This window comes from Ruegeria sp. AF2 (assembly GCF_056542025.1).
Genome location: NZ_JBQFZC010000002.1, coordinates 359,057 through 373,785 on the forward strand (window position 1 = coordinate 359,057; position 14,729 = coordinate 373,785).

Below are 14,729 nucleotides of genomic sequence, written 5' to 3' on the forward strand. Positions count from 1 at the left end.
AGTATGAAAACTTGGATCTACGCTTTGGTGGCGTCGTTCGGTTTGACAACTCAACTTGGCGCACAGGAAAACGAAGCGCCATTGTGGTCGGTCAACTGCAGCAATCAGGTCAACGGAACTGAATTGATTTGTGAAATGACCCAGACCATTATTTTAACCGAGAACAATCAAAGGCTTGCCTCGATTGCATTCGTCAAACCTGCCGGCAGAGACGAGATCGAAGCGGTGCTGACACTGCCATTTGGCCTGCTGTTCTCTGAAGGGCTGATTGCTAAAGTGGATGATGCCGAGATCGCGCGGCTGGATTTTCTAACCTGCGAAGCACAGGGTTGTTTTGCCCGTTCTCCTGTTTCTCAGGACTGGATGTCAAAGATGCGCGCTGGCAATCAGTTGAGCATTGAAAGCGTTAACCGGGTCGGCGATCCGATTTCCTTTGGCTTCGATCTGGCGGGATTTAGCAGAATATCCGATATGCTGCCGTGATTGCCTGGCCTTCCTTCCAGAAGGCCGCGCAGGCCTTCTTGGTCAGCAACGCGTAGAAGGGTCTGACCAGAGCGTTCATTTTGTGATTACGCTCGCAACGAGCGGAGGCTGCGGCGTAGGGCTATGTGATGGCTTTGGATTTCCGAAATGCGATCGTTCGCGCCGACTAGTTCTCAGAGACACTCCCGGTCGGCGATGTCGAGGGTGCGGTCCAGAATCGCCAGCCCTGTCATCAGGTCGTCTTCACTGATGTTGAGCGGTGGGGTCAGGCGGATCACGTTCGAGAAGAAGGACAGGTAGAGGCCTTCGTTCATCGCAAAGCTCATCATCTCGCTCATGGGTCTGGCGTCTTCGCCTTTGGCAGCAAATGGCACCAGCGGTTCGCGAGTGTCGCGGTTCTTGACCAGTTCGATGCCGTTGAACATGCCCTTGCCGCGAATATCCCCGATCGAGGGGTGTTTCTTTGCCAGCTTGTGCAGCTCTGCGCGCATCTTTTCCCCCATCGCGGTGGCGTGGGCCAGCGTGCCTTCTTCCTGCATGGCTCGGATCGCGGCAATGCCAGATGCGCAGGCCAGCGGATGGCCGGCATAAGTCAGGCCTCCGGGCAATGGGTAATCGCGCAGCCAGTCATGCAGCTCGGTACTGACGGACATGGTGCCAAGCGGCACGTAACCCGAGTTGATGCCCTTGGCCGAACAAATGATGTCCGGCTGAACACCCCAGTGATCGACGGCGAACCATTTTCCGGTCCGGCCAAACCCGGCCATGACCTCATCCGCGATCAGTAGGATGCCGTATTTTTCGCAGGTTGCCTTAATAGATTGCAGATATCCGTCGGGTGGCACGATGATCCCGTTTGTGCCGACAATAGGTTCCAGAATGACAGCGGCCACGGTGTTGGGGTTTTCATACATCAGGATTTCTTCCAGATGCGGCCCGCCTTGGGCGACCGGGCACTGGGCCGGGTCTTTGTGGCCCGTTGGTAACCGATAGACGTAAGGATCAAGCATCCGCACGATGCCCGGCATATCGGCGCGGGTCAGATGGTGACGTGGATCGCCCGTCAGCGACAGCGTGCCTCCGGTTGCTCCGTGATAGGAACGGTAGCGGGCAATGATCTTTGTCCGACCGGTGTAATGCCGCGCCAAACGGATCGCGGTTTCATTGGCGGCGGACCCTCCTGTTGTAAAAAAGGTTGATGAGATGTTGGCAGGCGTGATCTCGGTCATGATTGCCGCGAGTTCTGATCGAACATCCGAGCCCATGGCCGGGCCGATATAACAAAGCTTGTCCGCCTGATCCTTAATCGCTTGTACGATCTTGGGGTGCTGATGACCCATATTGGCGTTCACAAGTTGGCTTTGGAAATCGAGGTAGCGTTTACCTTCGCTGTCCCAGAACCAGCTGCCCTGCGCGCCGGTGATGACACGCGGGCGGCTGCCCTGTTTAGACCAGCTTTGCAGATAATGATCCGCGTGCATGTCTTTGACCCATTCGGGATCATGGGAGGGGTAGGCGTTGCTGAAGTCTTCCATAACAGGCCTCTTGGCGTGCGGGGTTGGGATCAATCGATGATGGTTACTGGCTGGCCCAAAGCGTCTGCATCAGGCGTGACGCCAAGGCCGGGGCCTTCGGGTGGGGCGATGCGGCCGTTCCGGCGGCTAGGTGCATTCGGATCGAGACGCGGTTTGACATAGTGGGACAAATCGCAGGTATTCATGATGCCGCGCGCTGGGGTTGAGGCTGCAAGATGCAGCGAGGCGGCCGTCGTAACATCGCTGCCCCAAGTGTCCTCGATGCACATCTGCGTGCCAAGCGACAGGCAGAGATCGCGGATTTGACGCATCGTCGAAAGGCCGCCCATCTTCGACAGTTTCAGCGCGGCAGCATCCATGCAGCCAGCGCGGTGTCCAGCCAGTATCGAATGAATGTCACAGGCACTTTCGTCCAGCTTCATCGGCAGACCCGTGGCTGCTCGTACATGGGCGCATTCCTCGATCGTGGCGCAAGGTTGTTCCAGCATTATGTCCAGATGCGAGACAGCGCGGCCAACTCGTGTGGCGGTCAGCGTATCTGACCCGCAGTTCCAGTCTCCATAAACCAACGGGCCATCACCCACAGTCTCGCGCACCTGAATCAAACGAGCAACGTCGGCTTCCCAGTTGTCGTCCGCGCCCAGCTTCACCTGAAACTGTCGCATGCCCTGATCAAAGGCATCGCGCGCCATGCGCGCCATTTCCTCTGGTGTGATACAGGTGATCGAGTGATACAGCGGCAAATCCGCGACCGCCCGCCCACCGAGCAAAGCGTAAAGCGGTAGGTCGGCTGCCTGTGCGGTCAGGTCCCAAAGCGCTGTATCGATCGCTGACTTGGCGTAGCCATGCCCGATCAGATGCTTATTAAGGCGCTCCATCAGCGCTTCGGGACCAACCGGGTTAGCGCCGATGAGAACGGGTGCCATCTCTTCAAGTGCTGGAACCACACCCTTGGCATAGGCGGGTAAATAATGCGGGATCGGACAAACCTCTCCCCAGCCCGATGCGCCGATATCGGTATCCAGACGGACAACCACCGAAACCGTCGTATCGCAGGTCTTGCCCTCAGCCATGTAGTAGGTGTCATGCGAGGTTAGCGGGACTTCCCAGACGGTGATGCGGGTAATCTTCATCAGGCGGTTTCCATCAGGCGCAGGATTCGTAGGTTGCGACAGGTGGGCCAAGGCTGTCAAAGTCCGGCGTCACACCCAGCCCAGGTGTATCAGAGGCATAGAGTTTACCGCCCCTTACCGTGGGGCCGCCAATCCCGGTGTTTCGGGTGTTGTAGTTCATCAGATCGGTCGAATTGATCAGCATCTCTTGGGGGGTCGAGGCTGCAAAATGGGCGACGGCAGCGGTGGTGATCTGCCCGCCCCAAGTGTCCTCGGAAACGACGGGAATACCGTGGTCAATCAGGAAATCGCGCACCCGTCGGGCCTTGGACAGGCCGCCAAGGTTTGAAATCTTCAGACAGCAAATTTCGGCACCCCGATCGTTGACGATACGCCGGGCCATGTCGATCCCGGTCACGCATTCATCCAGTTTCATCGGCTGCTCGGCCACGCGGCGCACCTGCTGGCACTCGTCATAGCTGTGGCAGGGTTGCTCAAGGATATAGTCCTGATCGCGGGTTGCCCGAGCGACACGGATGGCATTGTCGACACGCCAACCCTGATTGGCGTCTGCCATCGCCTTTTCACCGGGTTTCAGCAGGGGCACGCCTTCGCGGATACGGTCGATATCGGTCACCCAGTCGCCACCTACCTTGATCTGGAACTGCCGGTATCCCGCTGCGCGGTGCTGCTCCATCTCGGCGATGGTTTCTTCCAAGACAGGCTTTTGCGGCACAACCCGGTACATCGGCGCACCATCGGTGAGTTTGCCGCCCATCAGCATCCAAACAGGTTGTCCGGTGGACCGTCCCAGAATATCCCAACACGCTGCATCAAAGGGCGCTTTGGCGTAGCCGTGACCTTGGACCGTGCCATCCATCAACCGTTCGATCTTGGACAGCTGGCGGGGATCTTCCCCCAGCAAGCGCGGGGCGACGAGGCGGGCAAAGGCCTCGACGCCTTCGGAATGGGCGATCATGTAGTTCTCGCCGCATGGGGCAAACTCGCCGCAGCCCTGTAGACCCGCATCCGTGTCGATCACCACTACCGAAGACATCGACGTTGTGATCGCGTTGCCCGCGCCCCAGCCGTATGATCCGCCGACATAGGGCAGGGGGGTTTTGAACACACGGATACGGGTTATCTTCATGGCGTCACCATAGGGCTTCCGCGATGGCCGATGCTCTGGTTTTCAGATCACGCCAGTTCACGAACTGCGTCCGTGCGTGGGCGTTCGGATTTCGGATCATAGGCTGCTTCGCCGAGGACACGCCCTTTGCGGGGTACACCAGCGATAACTACTTCGATCTTTGTGCCCGGAACATTCACGTGTGGCTTGACGTAAGCAAAGGCGAGGATTTTGCCGACGCTGTGGCCATAGGCGACCGAGGCTGTTGCACCGACAACCTCGCCTTTGATCCGAATAGCCTCGCCCCCATGACCATCTTCGACCCCATCCGGTTCGATCTCCAAATAGGCGCAAATCCAAGGCATCTCGCCCGCCTCAGACTGAGCGGCACTGGCGCGCGTTGCTTCGACACCTAGATACTCTTTGTCCAGCTTGAAGAACCGGCTGACATTGGCCTCTGGCAGCGTGACCTCGTTGGTCAGTTCTCCAGCACCGGGGAATGCTTTTTCCATGCGCAGGCTGTTCATCGCAAACGAGCCGTAGTTTTCGATGCCAAATTCCTCGCCGGCAGCCCACAGTGCGTTGTAGACGTCAACGCAGGCTTCATCCGGCATGTGGAATTCCCAACCCAACTCGCCCGCATAGGACATGCGAAAGGCCCAGACCTTGTGCCCCGCGATGGTGATTTCCTGAGCCGACAGCCAGCGGAACCCGGCGTTGGACAGGTCCGCGTCGGTGCATCTGGCCAGCACCTCGCGGGAATTTGGCCCGTTCAGGGACAAAGCCGACCAATCTTCGGAGAGCGTTTTGACAAAGACTGTCTCTCCCGTGAGGTTCTGGTTCAGGTGATCGACAAGGCGTTGTTCGAAGAAGGCGGCACATACAAGGTAGAACCGATCTTCAGCCATGCGAACGATGGTCGTCTCAAGCTCGATCCGGCCTCGGCGATTCAAAAAGTGGGTCAGCGTGATCGAGCCGTCTTTCTGCGGCATCTTGTTGGCCGTCAGACGGTCAAGATAGGCATAGGCATCGGGGCCTGAAACTTCGACTTTGGTGAACGCGGTCACGTCCATGATGCCGACGCGTTCACGTACGGCCTGGCATTCCAGCGCCACCATGTCGAAAACCTCGTTACGGCGGAACGAATAGTGATCACGCTGTTCAACACCATTGCGCGCGAACCAGCGGGGGCGTTCGTGGCCGAAAACCTCTTCATAGACCGCGCCCTTTTCCTTGAGGATTTCATAAAGAGGCGAGGGTTTGATCGGACGCCCTGCAAGGCGGTTGAAATGCGGAAAGGGGATCTCGTGCCGCAGCTTGTAATCCTCATGCGCCTTGATGACCTGCCAGTCTTTCTTGGCATAGCTGCCAAAGCGGCGCGGGTCATAGTCGCGCATGTTAATGTCGGCAGCACCGTGCACCATCCATTTGGCCAGTTCGCGGGTCAGGCCGGGGCCCCAACCGATGCCGATTTGTGTGCCGCAGCAGCACCAGTAGTTCTTGACGCCCGGCGCGGGGCCGACCATCGGGTTGCCATCTGGCGGATGGCTGATCGCGCCATGGACCTCGCGGGTGATGCCCAGTTCCGCAAAGATCGGCATCCGTTCCAACGAGTTTTCCAGCCATGGCATGACACGGTCATAATCCGCCTCGAACAGCCAGTTTTCGTATTCCCATGGGCATTCATCGTGCCAGACAGAGTTCGAGTTCTCTTTTTCGTAGATCCCGATCAGGCCCTTCTTTTGTTCCATACGGATGTAGCCCGAAACCATCTTGTCATCGCGGATCACCGGCAGCTCGGTCTTAAGGTCTTTGAATTCTGGCACATCTTCGGTGACGAAGTAATGATGGGTCATCGAGGTCATGGGCAACTGCAGGTTCGACCATTCGCCCATCTGACGGGCATAGGTTCCGCCCGCGTTGACCACGTGTTCGCAGATAATGGTGCCTTGTTCGGTTTCCACCACCCATTCACCGGCGTCGTTCTGGGTGATGTTGGTCGCGCGACAGTGGCGGAAAATCTTCACACCCTTCTGGCGGGCACCAGCGGCCATGGCCATGGTCACGTTCGAAGGATCAACGTGGCCGTCGTCTGGCGTGTAAAGCGCACCAATGACACCGTCGAGGTTATAGTAAGGGTGCTTTTCAGCGATGAAGTCAGGCCCTACCAACTCGATATTGAACCCCAGCGCACGGCCAACCGATAAGGTGTGGCGCAGCCAGTCCATCTCATCCTCGGTATAGGCCAGACGGAATGAACCGCAGCCGTGCCACGTGACCGCCTGACCGGTTTCTTCCTCAAGTGTCTTGGAATAGAGGCCAATGTTATAGTCGACCATCTTGCCCAGCCCGTAGGAACTGGTGGAGTGAGTGATCTGACCGGCGGCATGCCAGGTGGAGCCCGAAGTCAACTCGGCCTTTTCCAACAGTACCGTGTCTTCGCCCCAACCTTCATGGCCCAGGTGATAGGCCAGTCCGCAACCCATGACGCCACCGCCGACAATGACGACCTTTGCGCGTGCAGGCAGTTCCTTTTTAGACATCGCAACTTCCTGTTTCCGAGACATGGAATTCTGTGGACTTCCTATTGCTACATATGTACCACTGTCAATTAAAAATGGCACAAATGTACATACCGAGGTAAGCAATGTGCGGTACAGATGTTTCAAGTGGTATTCTGACGCGTACGGATGTTACGAATCCTTACGCGATCTTTTTGACTGAAACACCAGCTTGGCTTGTATCAGGAGAAAAAATATGACTGTCCTGCCAACCCACTCGCTCGAGGCCCGGTACTATACGGATCCTGACATATTCGACAAAGAGATGAACGGCCTGTTGTGCAGAACTTGGCAATACGCAGGTCATGCGGCAGATATCCCAAATGTAGGCGATTACTTTGCGTTCGAAATCGCTGGTCAGAACCTTTTTGCCATTCGCGGACGCGACAATCTTGTCAGGACTTTCTACAACGTGTGCCAGCATCGTGCGCATGAAATGGTGACCGGAACCGGAAATACCCGTGTAGTGGTCTGTCCCTATCATCAGTGGACCTATGAGCTTACCGGCGGCCTGCGGTCTGGGCCGAACATCAAGAAAGTTCCCGGTTTTGATCGCGCGAAAATCTGTCTGACCGAAGTACGGACCGAAGACTTCCTCGGGTTCATCTTTGTCAATTTGGACGATAACGCGGCAACGATGGACGAATGGTATCCCGGTGTCCGGGACGAGTTGTCTGAGTTCGTGCCGAACACTAACGCTCTGGCCCCCTTAGAGTGGGTCGAAATTCCTGAGAACTGCAATTGGAAGGTTTCGATCGAGAATTACTCGGAATGCTATCACTGCCCAACTAATCACCCGACCTTTGCCGAAGGCGTGATCAAACCGGAAACCTATGACATTCAACCCGATGTGTCGGGAGGTTACGTGCTGCGTCACACGACCGAGTGCCAAAGCCTCGAAAAGATGACCTATCCGATTGATCTGGAAAGCAACAAGCACGCGGGCGACTATCAAAGCTGGTTCTTGTGGCCGATGTTCTCGTTCCAATGCTATCCGGGAAATGTTCTGAACACCTATCATTGGCGGGCAAATACAGTGGACAGCTGTACCGTCTGGCGCGGGTGGTACACAGAAGGCGGTCATGAAAGCGACGTGATCCGTGGCCTTGCCACTCAGGATCGCGAAACGACTGTGGCCGAAGATATTCGGTTGGTGGAATCCGTTCACCGCGGCCTGAAATCCAAAGGGTACAAACCGGGACCGCTGGTGCTTGATCCGGCCTGTGGCGTCATGAGCGAGCATTCCGTTGCGAAGCTTCAACAATGGATGCGCGAGGCGATTGAATAACGTTACGTGCTGTGGATGGGCCAGATAAGACATCACCGAAGCCAACGCTGTGCCAAAGGGCACACCCGACCAGAACGACGCGATCGAGCCCCTTGCCTTCGGTGGTGGGGTTGGTTGTAAGACAGGGGCGGCGGCTTTAGCGGAATATCGAGCCAGGACCGACTAAGTTGCAGATCGGTCGTTTCACCTGAGGAGAGAATGATGGACGACAACCTGTTTGAACATGGCCTGAAGCAGCGCAAGTCGACGCTGGGCGCCGAGTATGTTGAGAAGAACCTGGCAGCGGCGGATGATTTTACCCGCTCATTCCAAGAGAACATGACTGCTTGGTGCTGGGGCTTCGGCTGGGGGGATGACACGATCGATCACAAGACCCGTTCGATGATGAACCTCGCTATGATTGGGGCACTCGGCAAGATGCATGAATGGGAAATCCACTGTAACGGCGCGTTGAACAATGGTGTCACCAAAGAGGAAATCCGATCAATCATTCATGTGATCGGCATTTATTGTGGCGTCCCGCAGTCTCTTGAATGCTTCCGTGTCGCTCGCAAAGTCCTGACCGAACGTGGGCTGCTGGACTGACCTGATCCCTTCGCGAGATCTTCAGAAGGAACGCCACAATCAGCGAGATTGCGCGTCTGCAGTTCGCGCGGTCTGCTGACACCTGCCTAAGCCGGGTCTGGCACCTCACCTTGCCAATGGTCCCCCATCGCGACGATGCATGAAGTACCGTTGGCGTAGTTCTGAACGATCATCCAGTCTCCGCTTGTGCGTTTGACCCAAACCTCCAGCATTGTTTCGGGATCGCGCAAACCCATGCCCTGACGTTCGGCTCCCAGAACCTGTTTCAGTGTCTGTGCCATCCGCGCGCTGTCATCACAGCTGACATCCGCCATTTTAGACTGCGCAGTAGAAGGCACCGCAAGGCATAGAAGAAGAAGGCTGGCATGAAGACGGGTCATAGGTGAAGGTTAGTTCTTTCTGCGCTCAAGCGTAACAGTTTTATGACGCCCTGTAGATAAAACTCGCGCAGAGTCCTGCGAGAAACGCCACACACTGCAGAACCAGGCAATCATCGCGCCTGTCACAAATCTTTCGCGTAGATGTAAACGAAACGATTCAAAAGCGTCACGAAGCTTTTGTTTTGACGTTCTATCCGCCTCGCAACGATGGGGGCGATATGCTGAGAATTGAAAAGCTGACCAAAAAGTTTGGTGACAAACGGGCCGTGGATTCGGCGAATATCGTTGTCGACAAGCCAACCATGATCGGGATTATAGGCAGCTCCGGGGCTGGAAAATCCACGCTTTTGCGCACGGTCAACCGTCTGAGCGATGCAACGACCGGCACAATTACTTTTGAAGGCGAAGAGATCTCTGCGCTTCGCGGTGCTGCCAAACGCGAATGGCAATCGCGCTGTGCGATGATCTTCCAGCAGTTCAATCTTGTACCGCGCATGGATGTCGTCTCGAACGTTTTGCATGGCACGCTGAACAGGCAATCGACCTTTTCGACGATGTTCAACCTGTACCCGCGGTCGGATATTCATAAGGCGATTGAAATTCTGGATCGGCTAGGCATTGCCGAGCAAGCACCCAAACGAGCCGAAGCCTTATCAGGCGGCCAGCAGCAACGCGTCGCCATCGCCCGCGCGCTGATGCAGGACCCGAAGATCATTCTGGCGGATGAGCCGATTGCCTCGCTGGACCCAATGAATGCACAGGTTGTGATGCAGTCGCTGCGGGCCATTCACGAAGAAGACGGCCGAATGGTCATTGCTAATCTGCACACGTTGGATACCGCGCGTCGCTACTGCGACCGGGTCATCGGAATGCGTGATGGTCGGATTGTGTTCGACGGCACCCCTGCGCAGCTGACCACGGGCGTAGCGCGCGACATCTACGGTGCAGGCGCGGACTTTTCCGAGGCCGCAACCTCGACCGAGATCGAAACACTGGACAGGCCCGAGGTCCGCGAAGCGGAAGCCTACGTCTGAGCCATTTCCCCCCCCGCGTCCGTCGCGGGCCACCTTCATCTAACCGAACGGAGAAAATGATGAAAAAGACCCTCGCACTGTCGTTTGCCGCCACGACTGTATTGAGCACTGCTGCTCTTGCCGAAGAAATCACCGAGTTTCGCATTGGCATCCTCGGTGGTGAAAATGCCCAGGACCGCATGAACTCGTACCAGTGTCTTGCAGACTATACCTCTGAGGCGTTAGGCGTTGAGACCAAGCTATTCGCCCCGGCGGACTACAACGGTGTGATACAGGGCCTGTTGGGCGGTACACTCGACATGGCATGGCTGGGTGCCTCTTCTTACGCGGCCACCTATCTGCAAGACCCCGAAGCAGTTGAGCCCGTTCTGATCAAGGTCAATGTGGATGGTTCAATCGGGTATCACTCGATTGGGTTCGCCCGCAAGGATAGTGGCGTCACCTCACTGGACGACATGAAAGGCAGAGTGTTTGGGTTTGGTGATCCGAACTCGACCTCAGGTTATCTGATCCCGTCGATCGAAATCCCGCAATACAAAGAAGGTATCACCATGGAGTCGGGTGAGTATTTCGGTGAGGTCAAATTCACTGGTGGCCACGAGCAGACGATCGTCGCTGTGAATAATGGCGACATTGATGGTGGTGTGACCTGGGCCGATGGTCAGGGCAACTGGGAAGATGGATACAATTCTGGTGCCCTGCGCAAAGCGGTTGACGCAGGTCTTGTCGACATGAACGACATGGTCCAGATCTGGAAATCGAACGTTATCCCCGAAGGCCCTGTGGTTCTGCGCAAGGCGTTGCCTGCCGATGTCCGTGCGACCATGACAGATCTTGTCGATGGCCTGCACGAGCGTGACCCCGATTGCGCTTATGGTGTGGCGGCAGGCGAGACGCTGGGTTTCCAGCCGGTATCGCATGACACCTACATCTCGATTGTTGAGGCCCGCAAAGCCAAAATCGGTGGCTAACGCGCGCACATGACGTTTCCGGCAACCCATTGGGGTTGCCGGTCTTTATTCATTCGGGGCTCGGGATGGCAGATTTATCAATCGGTGCGGCGCCAGGCGGCGTTGAGACCATTCAATCCAGCTATATGGCACAAGTTCACAAGCGCAGGCTTTATGGCGGGCTGACGCTGCTGATCTTTGTGGTCCTGATGGTATCAGGTTTCAACATTGCGGATTCCCGAAACGCGGGTGGGTTCTGGGACGGATTGCATCAGATCGGTGATTACCCGGCGGATGTGCTGTCTGAAGCTTGGGAAAAGCGGGCCGATCTGCCTGGCCTGATCGTGAAGTACTTCCCTGCACTGGTTGAGACGGTGAACATTGCCGCAGTTTCCACGTTGATCGGGGCCATCGGTGGCCTGATCCTGTCGCTTCTCGGCACACGCGGGCTGGCGAAATGGCCGCGATTGATCCCGGTCTTCCGGCGTATCTCGGATGTTATGCGCGCAGTGCCGGAAATCGTTATCGCGCTTGTGCTGATCTTTGTCCTTGGCGGCGGGCCGGTGCCGGCGATGATCGCCATCTCAATCCACACCGCTGGGGCGCTTGGCAAAATGTTCTCGGAAGTGTCCGAAAACGCGGATCTGAAACCGGTTGAGGGGTTGGCTTCGACCGGGGCGACTTGGTCGAAACAGATGATGCTGGGTATCCTGCCACAGGTCGCGCCAAACTATATCAGCTACACGTTGCTGCGATTTGAGATCAATATTCGCGCTTCTGCCATCCTGGGCTTCGTCGGCGCGGGAGGGTTGGGTTACGAACTGCGCAATGCCATGGCTTGGGGTCCGGGTCGTTTTGACGAGGCCGGCGCGATTTTCATCCTGCTATTCAGCACCATCGTATTCTTCGATCAGGTGTCCAGCCGCTACCGCAACCGTCTGACCGAAGGGCAGGGCCAATGACCACTATTGATTGGAACTTCGGGCTGGACGGGGCCAAGCTTGACGCCGAAAAGCTATTTCAGCGTAAACGATTGATCGGCTTTAGCATCCCTGTCGTGATCCTCGTTTATCTCACCTACATCTTCTTTGCCTTCGACCTGCCGGGCCTAGCGCAACGTGCCAATCTGGACAACGCCGTTACACTGGCTTCTGATAGCTGGTCACACAAGGTGCATGTCACACGCAATAATCGGAGCGGTGAGGTGACCTATGCTGTTGAAGGCGAGCGTAAGGGCACTTATCCCGAGGGTAAACGTCCCGACTGGGTATCGGGTGAAGAGGTGACGACGATCGATCTGGGCCGCAATCATATCGTGCGGTTCCTGCCTGACAACCGGACCGAGATTGAAATACCCGACTTCCAGCTGATCGAAGTGCAGGCCAAGGGACGTCGCCTGACGACAAATCTGCCCTCTGAACTGCCCGACTGGATTTCCGCATCTGAACGGCGTGTTGGCGTCACAACGCCTGAGGGCCGGATCACCATGACGGGCGCTCGGACTGAAGTGTTCAACTATTTCCCGGGTTGGGAGCTGTTCTGGTTCACGCTTGACAGTCCCTACCACGGCCATGGGCTTGGAGAGATCCTGTTTGGCGCGCAGATCGATCCAAGCCGTTCGAATATCGCAGGCGCAATCTCTGACTGGTGGAACAACGCGATGTGGCGGCATAAGGATGTGGCCTGGGCCATCGGAGAAACGATCCTGATGGCATTTCTGGGCACGATGGGTGCCGCGATGATCGCGCTGCCTCTGGCCTTTCTCGCCGCCAAACGGTTCTCGCCGATCATGCTGCTTCGCGCCGCAACGCGCCGTCTGTTCGACTTTGTGCGCGGCGTGGATGCTCTGATCTGGACCGTGGTTCTGGCACGTGCCTTCGGTCCCGGACCATTGACGGGGGCCTTGGCCATCCTGATCACCGACACGGGTACGTTTGGCAAGATTTTTTCGGAAGCGTTGGAAAACGTTGATCAGAAACAGATCGAAGGGGTGTCCTCGACCGGGGCTAAACCGCTACAGCGTTACCGGTTCGGGGTGATCCCGCAGGTCGTTCCCGTGTTGCTGGCACAAGTTCTTTATTTCCTCGAATCCAACACCCGTTCAGCAACGATCATCGGTGCGATCACCGGAGGTGGCATCGGCCTGATGCTGACACAAGCCATCCAGACGCAAAAGGATTGGGAAGAGGTTGCCTATTATATCGTCCTGATCATCATCATGGTGATGTTCATGGATTGGGCCTCGGGCAGGTTGCGCGGCAAGCTGATCGGGCGGAAAGACTGATGGCGCGGCTTTCAGCGGAACAGCCCTGCATTCACCCCGAATGTGAGATTACCGAAAGCACGTTCGGGGCCTATGTTGAAATCGGCAAGGGCAGCCGCGTCGTACATACAAAAATGGGCGACTACAGCTATTGCGATCGTTATGCCGACATCGCCAACGCGAAGGTCGGTAAGTTCGCCAACATCGCCGCGTTTTCGCGGATCGGCGCGACTGATCACCCGCTGCACACGGCGTCCTGTCACCATTTCCTGTATCGCTCGAACGATTATTGGGACGATGCGGATCGGGACGAGGTGTTTTTCAGTCACCGCAAATCCCGAATTGTCCATATCGGGAACGATACATGGATTGGCGCAGGCGCGATGATAAAGCCCGAGGTCACACTGGGTGACGGGGCTGTTGTGGCTGCGGGTGCCTTGGTGACGAAGGATGTAGACCCCTACACAATTGTTGCCGGTACACCTGCAAGACCCTTGCGACTGCGTCAGCCACGACACATCGCCGATCGGTTGATCGCATTGGCCTGGTGGAATTGGTCTCATGACAAGTTGCGGATAGCGCTCGACGATTTCCGTGCTCTGACGGCGGAAGCGTTTCTGGAGAAATACGAGCCTTAACTCTCAAGGGTCAGTGTCACCCGGTCTCCGACGAACCATGTTCGACCAAATTCAACCGGTTGTCCCTGTTCGTCAACATTCACTCCGGATGATCTAAGCAGCGGATCACCTTCTGAAACCTGCAGATGCAGAGCTTGAGTGGCCGTAGCGCGCGTGGCCGTCAACCGGGTTGAGGCCCGAGTATAGTCAGTGACGCCCGACCTGTTTAACGCCTCGGTAACGCTGCTGGTCTCTTGCAGCGCAGCAGTGATGCCAGGCAGGCGCTCAAGGGGAAACATGCTTTCAAACACGGCAATCGGGTGCCCGTCCGCCAATGAGAGCCCGTGATACGCACAGATCTGATCACCGGGTGAAACGGTCAGTGCGGTGGCCTCGCCCTCGGTCGCTGCCCGTTCTTCAACATGAAGCACCCTCTTTTCTGGTCTGCGACCAGCAGCGATGAGGTTTTCATGGAATCGCACCCGCGAGCCGATGGGGTAATCGGTGGGCGTGGCTGCCACGAAAGCGCCCGCGCCCCGGCGCGTTCGGATTAGGCCCTCATCCACAAGGGCCGAGATGCCGTGACGCACCGTATGGCGGTTCACACCGAACCGCTCTGCCAGTGCCGCTTCGGTTGGCAGCTTATCACCCGGGCCATAGCGCCCTTCGGCCATATCGCTGCGAAGTGCGTCGGCGATGGCCTTCCAGATCGGGGTTTTGGTGGGAGTGTCACGCAAGTTTCACAAAATTCCTCTGTCTGACGGCGGCAAATATGATAAGATGTGTATAGTT

At 56.8% G+C, this 14,729-nt stretch carries 14 protein-coding genes; 8 read left to right on the forward strand and 6 right to left on the reverse strand.

The annotated features are described in order from the left end of the window. Positions 1-3 precede the first annotated feature (3 nt). Positions 4-483, forward strand: a complete 480-nt coding sequence (locus ACR0NM_RS09330; RefSeq protein ID WP_170509492.1) for an invasion associated locus B family protein — start codon at positions 4-6, stop codon at positions 481-483. A gap of 173 nt (positions 484-656) precedes the next feature. On the opposite strand, the gene ACR0NM_RS09335 is transcribed toward ACR0NM_RS09330, so the two are convergent. The 4 genes from ACR0NM_RS09335 to ACR0NM_RS09350 are packed head-to-tail and all read right to left on the reverse strand — an operon-like array spanning position 657 to position 6,802. Then, positions 657-2,018 carry an aminotransferase class III-fold pyridoxal phosphate-dependent enzyme gene (locus tag ACR0NM_RS09335; protein WP_480614286.1) on the reverse strand — a complete coding sequence of 454 codons (1,362 nt, stop codon included), beginning with the start codon at positions 2,016-2,018 and terminating at the stop codon, positions 657-659. A 29-nt stretch (positions 2,019-2,047) separates the two neighbouring features. Then, on the reverse strand, positions 2,048-3,151 hold the full coding sequence (locus ACR0NM_RS09340) for a mandelate racemase/muconate lactonizing enzyme family protein (protein WP_480614288.1): 1,104 nt from the start codon (positions 3,149-3,151) through the stop codon (positions 2,048-2,050). A gap of 13 nt (positions 3,152-3,164) precedes the next feature. Next, a complete protein-coding gene (locus tag ACR0NM_RS09345; RefSeq protein WP_480614291.1) occupies positions 3,165-4,280 on the reverse strand; it encodes a mandelate racemase/muconate lactonizing enzyme family protein in 1,116 nt (371 codons plus the stop codon). Positions 4,281-4,327: 47 nt separating this feature from the next. After that, complete coding sequence (locus ACR0NM_RS09350) at positions 4,328-6,802, reverse strand: FAD-dependent oxidoreductase (protein WP_480614294.1); 2,475 nt, start codon at positions 6,800-6,802, stop codon at positions 4,328-4,330. A 214-nt stretch (positions 6,803-7,016) separates the two neighbouring features. Between ACR0NM_RS09350 and ACR0NM_RS09355 the strand changes: the two genes are divergently transcribed. Both ACR0NM_RS09355 and ACR0NM_RS09360 read left to right on the forward strand, forming a co-directional pair. Further along, positions 7,017-8,108 (forward strand): aromatic ring-hydroxylating oxygenase subunit alpha, encoded by a 1,092-nt coding sequence (locus ACR0NM_RS09355; RefSeq protein ID WP_170394282.1) that lies wholly within the window; start codon positions 7,017-7,019, stop codon positions 8,106-8,108. A 198-nt stretch (positions 8,109-8,306) separates the two neighbouring features. Further along, complete coding sequence (locus ACR0NM_RS09360) at positions 8,307-8,693, forward strand: carboxymuconolactone decarboxylase family protein (protein WP_480436495.1); 387 nt, start codon at positions 8,307-8,309, stop codon at positions 8,691-8,693. Between the two features lie 86 nt (positions 8,694-8,779). On the opposite strand, the gene ACR0NM_RS09365 is transcribed toward ACR0NM_RS09360, so the two are convergent. Further along, positions 8,780-9,007: a hypothetical protein gene (locus ACR0NM_RS09365; RefSeq protein ID WP_170509507.1), complete on the reverse strand. Its 228-nt coding sequence runs from the start codon at positions 9,005-9,007 to the stop codon at positions 8,780-8,782. A gap of 284 nt (positions 9,008-9,291) precedes the next feature. Here ACR0NM_RS09365 and phnC point away from each other — a divergent pair, with 284 nt between their 5' ends. From phnC to ACR0NM_RS09390, 5 genes are all read left to right on the forward strand, one after another. Then, positions 9,292-10,107, forward strand: a complete 816-nt coding sequence (gene phnC, locus ACR0NM_RS09370; protein ID WP_480614297.1) for a phosphonate ABC transporter ATP-binding protein — start codon at positions 9,292-9,294, stop codon at positions 10,105-10,107. Between the two features lie 59 nt (positions 10,108-10,166). Beyond that, positions 10,167-11,078 (forward strand): phosphonate ABC transporter substrate-binding protein, encoded by a 912-nt coding sequence (phnD, locus tag ACR0NM_RS09375; RefSeq protein ID WP_170611738.1) that lies wholly within the window; start codon positions 10,167-10,169, stop codon positions 11,076-11,078. 65 nt (positions 11,079-11,143) lie between these two features. Next, positions 11,144-12,019, forward strand: a complete 876-nt coding sequence (phnE, locus tag ACR0NM_RS09380; protein ID WP_170635883.1) for a phosphonate ABC transporter, permease protein PhnE — start codon at positions 11,144-11,146, stop codon at positions 12,017-12,019. Next, a complete protein-coding gene (gene phnE, locus ACR0NM_RS09385) occupies positions 12,016-13,341 on the forward strand; it encodes a phosphonate ABC transporter, permease protein PhnE (protein ID WP_480614301.1) in 1,326 nt (441 codons plus the stop codon). Before phnE (ACR0NM_RS09380) ends, phnE (ACR0NM_RS09385) begins: the two co-directional genes overlap by 4 nt. Further along, positions 13,341-13,958, forward strand: coding sequence for a DapH/DapD/GlmU-related protein (locus tag ACR0NM_RS09390; RefSeq protein ID WP_480614305.1), 618 nt, complete (start codon positions 13,341-13,343; stop codon positions 13,956-13,958). The genes phnE (ACR0NM_RS09385) and ACR0NM_RS09390 overlap by 1 nt, the downstream gene beginning before the upstream one ends. On the opposite strand, the gene phnF is transcribed toward ACR0NM_RS09390, so the two are convergent. Next, positions 13,955-14,674 carry a phosphonate metabolism transcriptional regulator PhnF gene (gene phnF, locus ACR0NM_RS09395; protein WP_170422919.1) on the reverse strand — a complete coding sequence of 240 codons (720 nt, stop codon included), beginning with the start codon at positions 14,672-14,674 and terminating at the stop codon, positions 13,955-13,957. The genes ACR0NM_RS09390 and phnF overlap by 4 nt on opposite strands. Positions 14,675-14,729: the final 55 nt, after the last annotated feature.

What these genes read in the sequence shown, in the direction of transcription:
- ACR0NM_RS09360 (WP_480436495.1), top strand. Translation starts at nt 8,307, where the DNA reads ATGATGGACGACAACCTGTTTGAACATGGCCTGAAGCAGCGCAAGTCG.
- ACR0NM_RS09390 (WP_480614305.1), top strand. Translation starts at nt 13,341, where the DNA reads ATGGCGCGGCTTTCAGCGGAACAGCCCTGCATTCACCCCGAATGTGAG.
- ACR0NM_RS09355 (WP_170394282.1), top strand. Translation starts at nt 7,017, where the DNA reads ATGACTGTCCTGCCAACCCACTCGCTCGAGGCCCGGTACTATACGGAT.
- ACR0NM_RS09345 (WP_480614291.1), bottom strand. Translation starts at nt 4,280, where the DNA reads ATGAAGATAACCCGTATCCGTGTGTTCAAAACCCCCCTGCCCTATGTC.
- phnD (WP_170611738.1), top strand. Translation starts at nt 10,167, where the DNA reads ATGAAAAAGACCCTCGCACTGTCGTTTGCCGCCACGACTGTATTGAGC.
- ACR0NM_RS09350 (WP_480614294.1), bottom strand. Translation starts at nt 6,802, where the DNA reads ATGTCTAAAAAGGAACTGCCTGCACGCGCAAAGGTCGTCATTGTCGGC.
- ACR0NM_RS09330 (WP_170509492.1), top strand. Translation starts at nt 4, where the DNA reads ATGAAAACTTGGATCTACGCTTTGGTGGCGTCGTTCGGTTTGACAACT.
- phnE (WP_480614301.1), top strand. Translation starts at nt 12,016, where the DNA reads ATGACCACTATTGATTGGAACTTCGGGCTGGACGGGGCCAAGCTTGAC.
- phnE (WP_170635883.1), top strand. Translation starts at nt 11,144, where the DNA reads ATGGCAGATTTATCAATCGGTGCGGCGCCAGGCGGCGTTGAGACCATT.
- phnC (WP_480614297.1), top strand. Translation starts at nt 9,292, where the DNA reads ATGCTGAGAATTGAAAAGCTGACCAAAAAGTTTGGTGACAAACGGGCC.
- ACR0NM_RS09335 (WP_480614286.1), bottom strand. Translation starts at nt 2,018, where the DNA reads ATGGAAGACTTCAGCAACGCCTACCCCTCCCATGATCCCGAATGGGTC.
- ACR0NM_RS09365 (WP_170509507.1), bottom strand. Translation starts at nt 9,007, where the DNA reads ATGGCGGATGTCAGCTGTGATGACAGCGCGCGGATGGCACAGACACTG.
- ACR0NM_RS09340 (WP_480614288.1), bottom strand. Translation starts at nt 3,151, where the DNA reads ATGAAGATTACCCGCATCACCGTCTGGGAAGTCCCGCTAACCTCGCAT.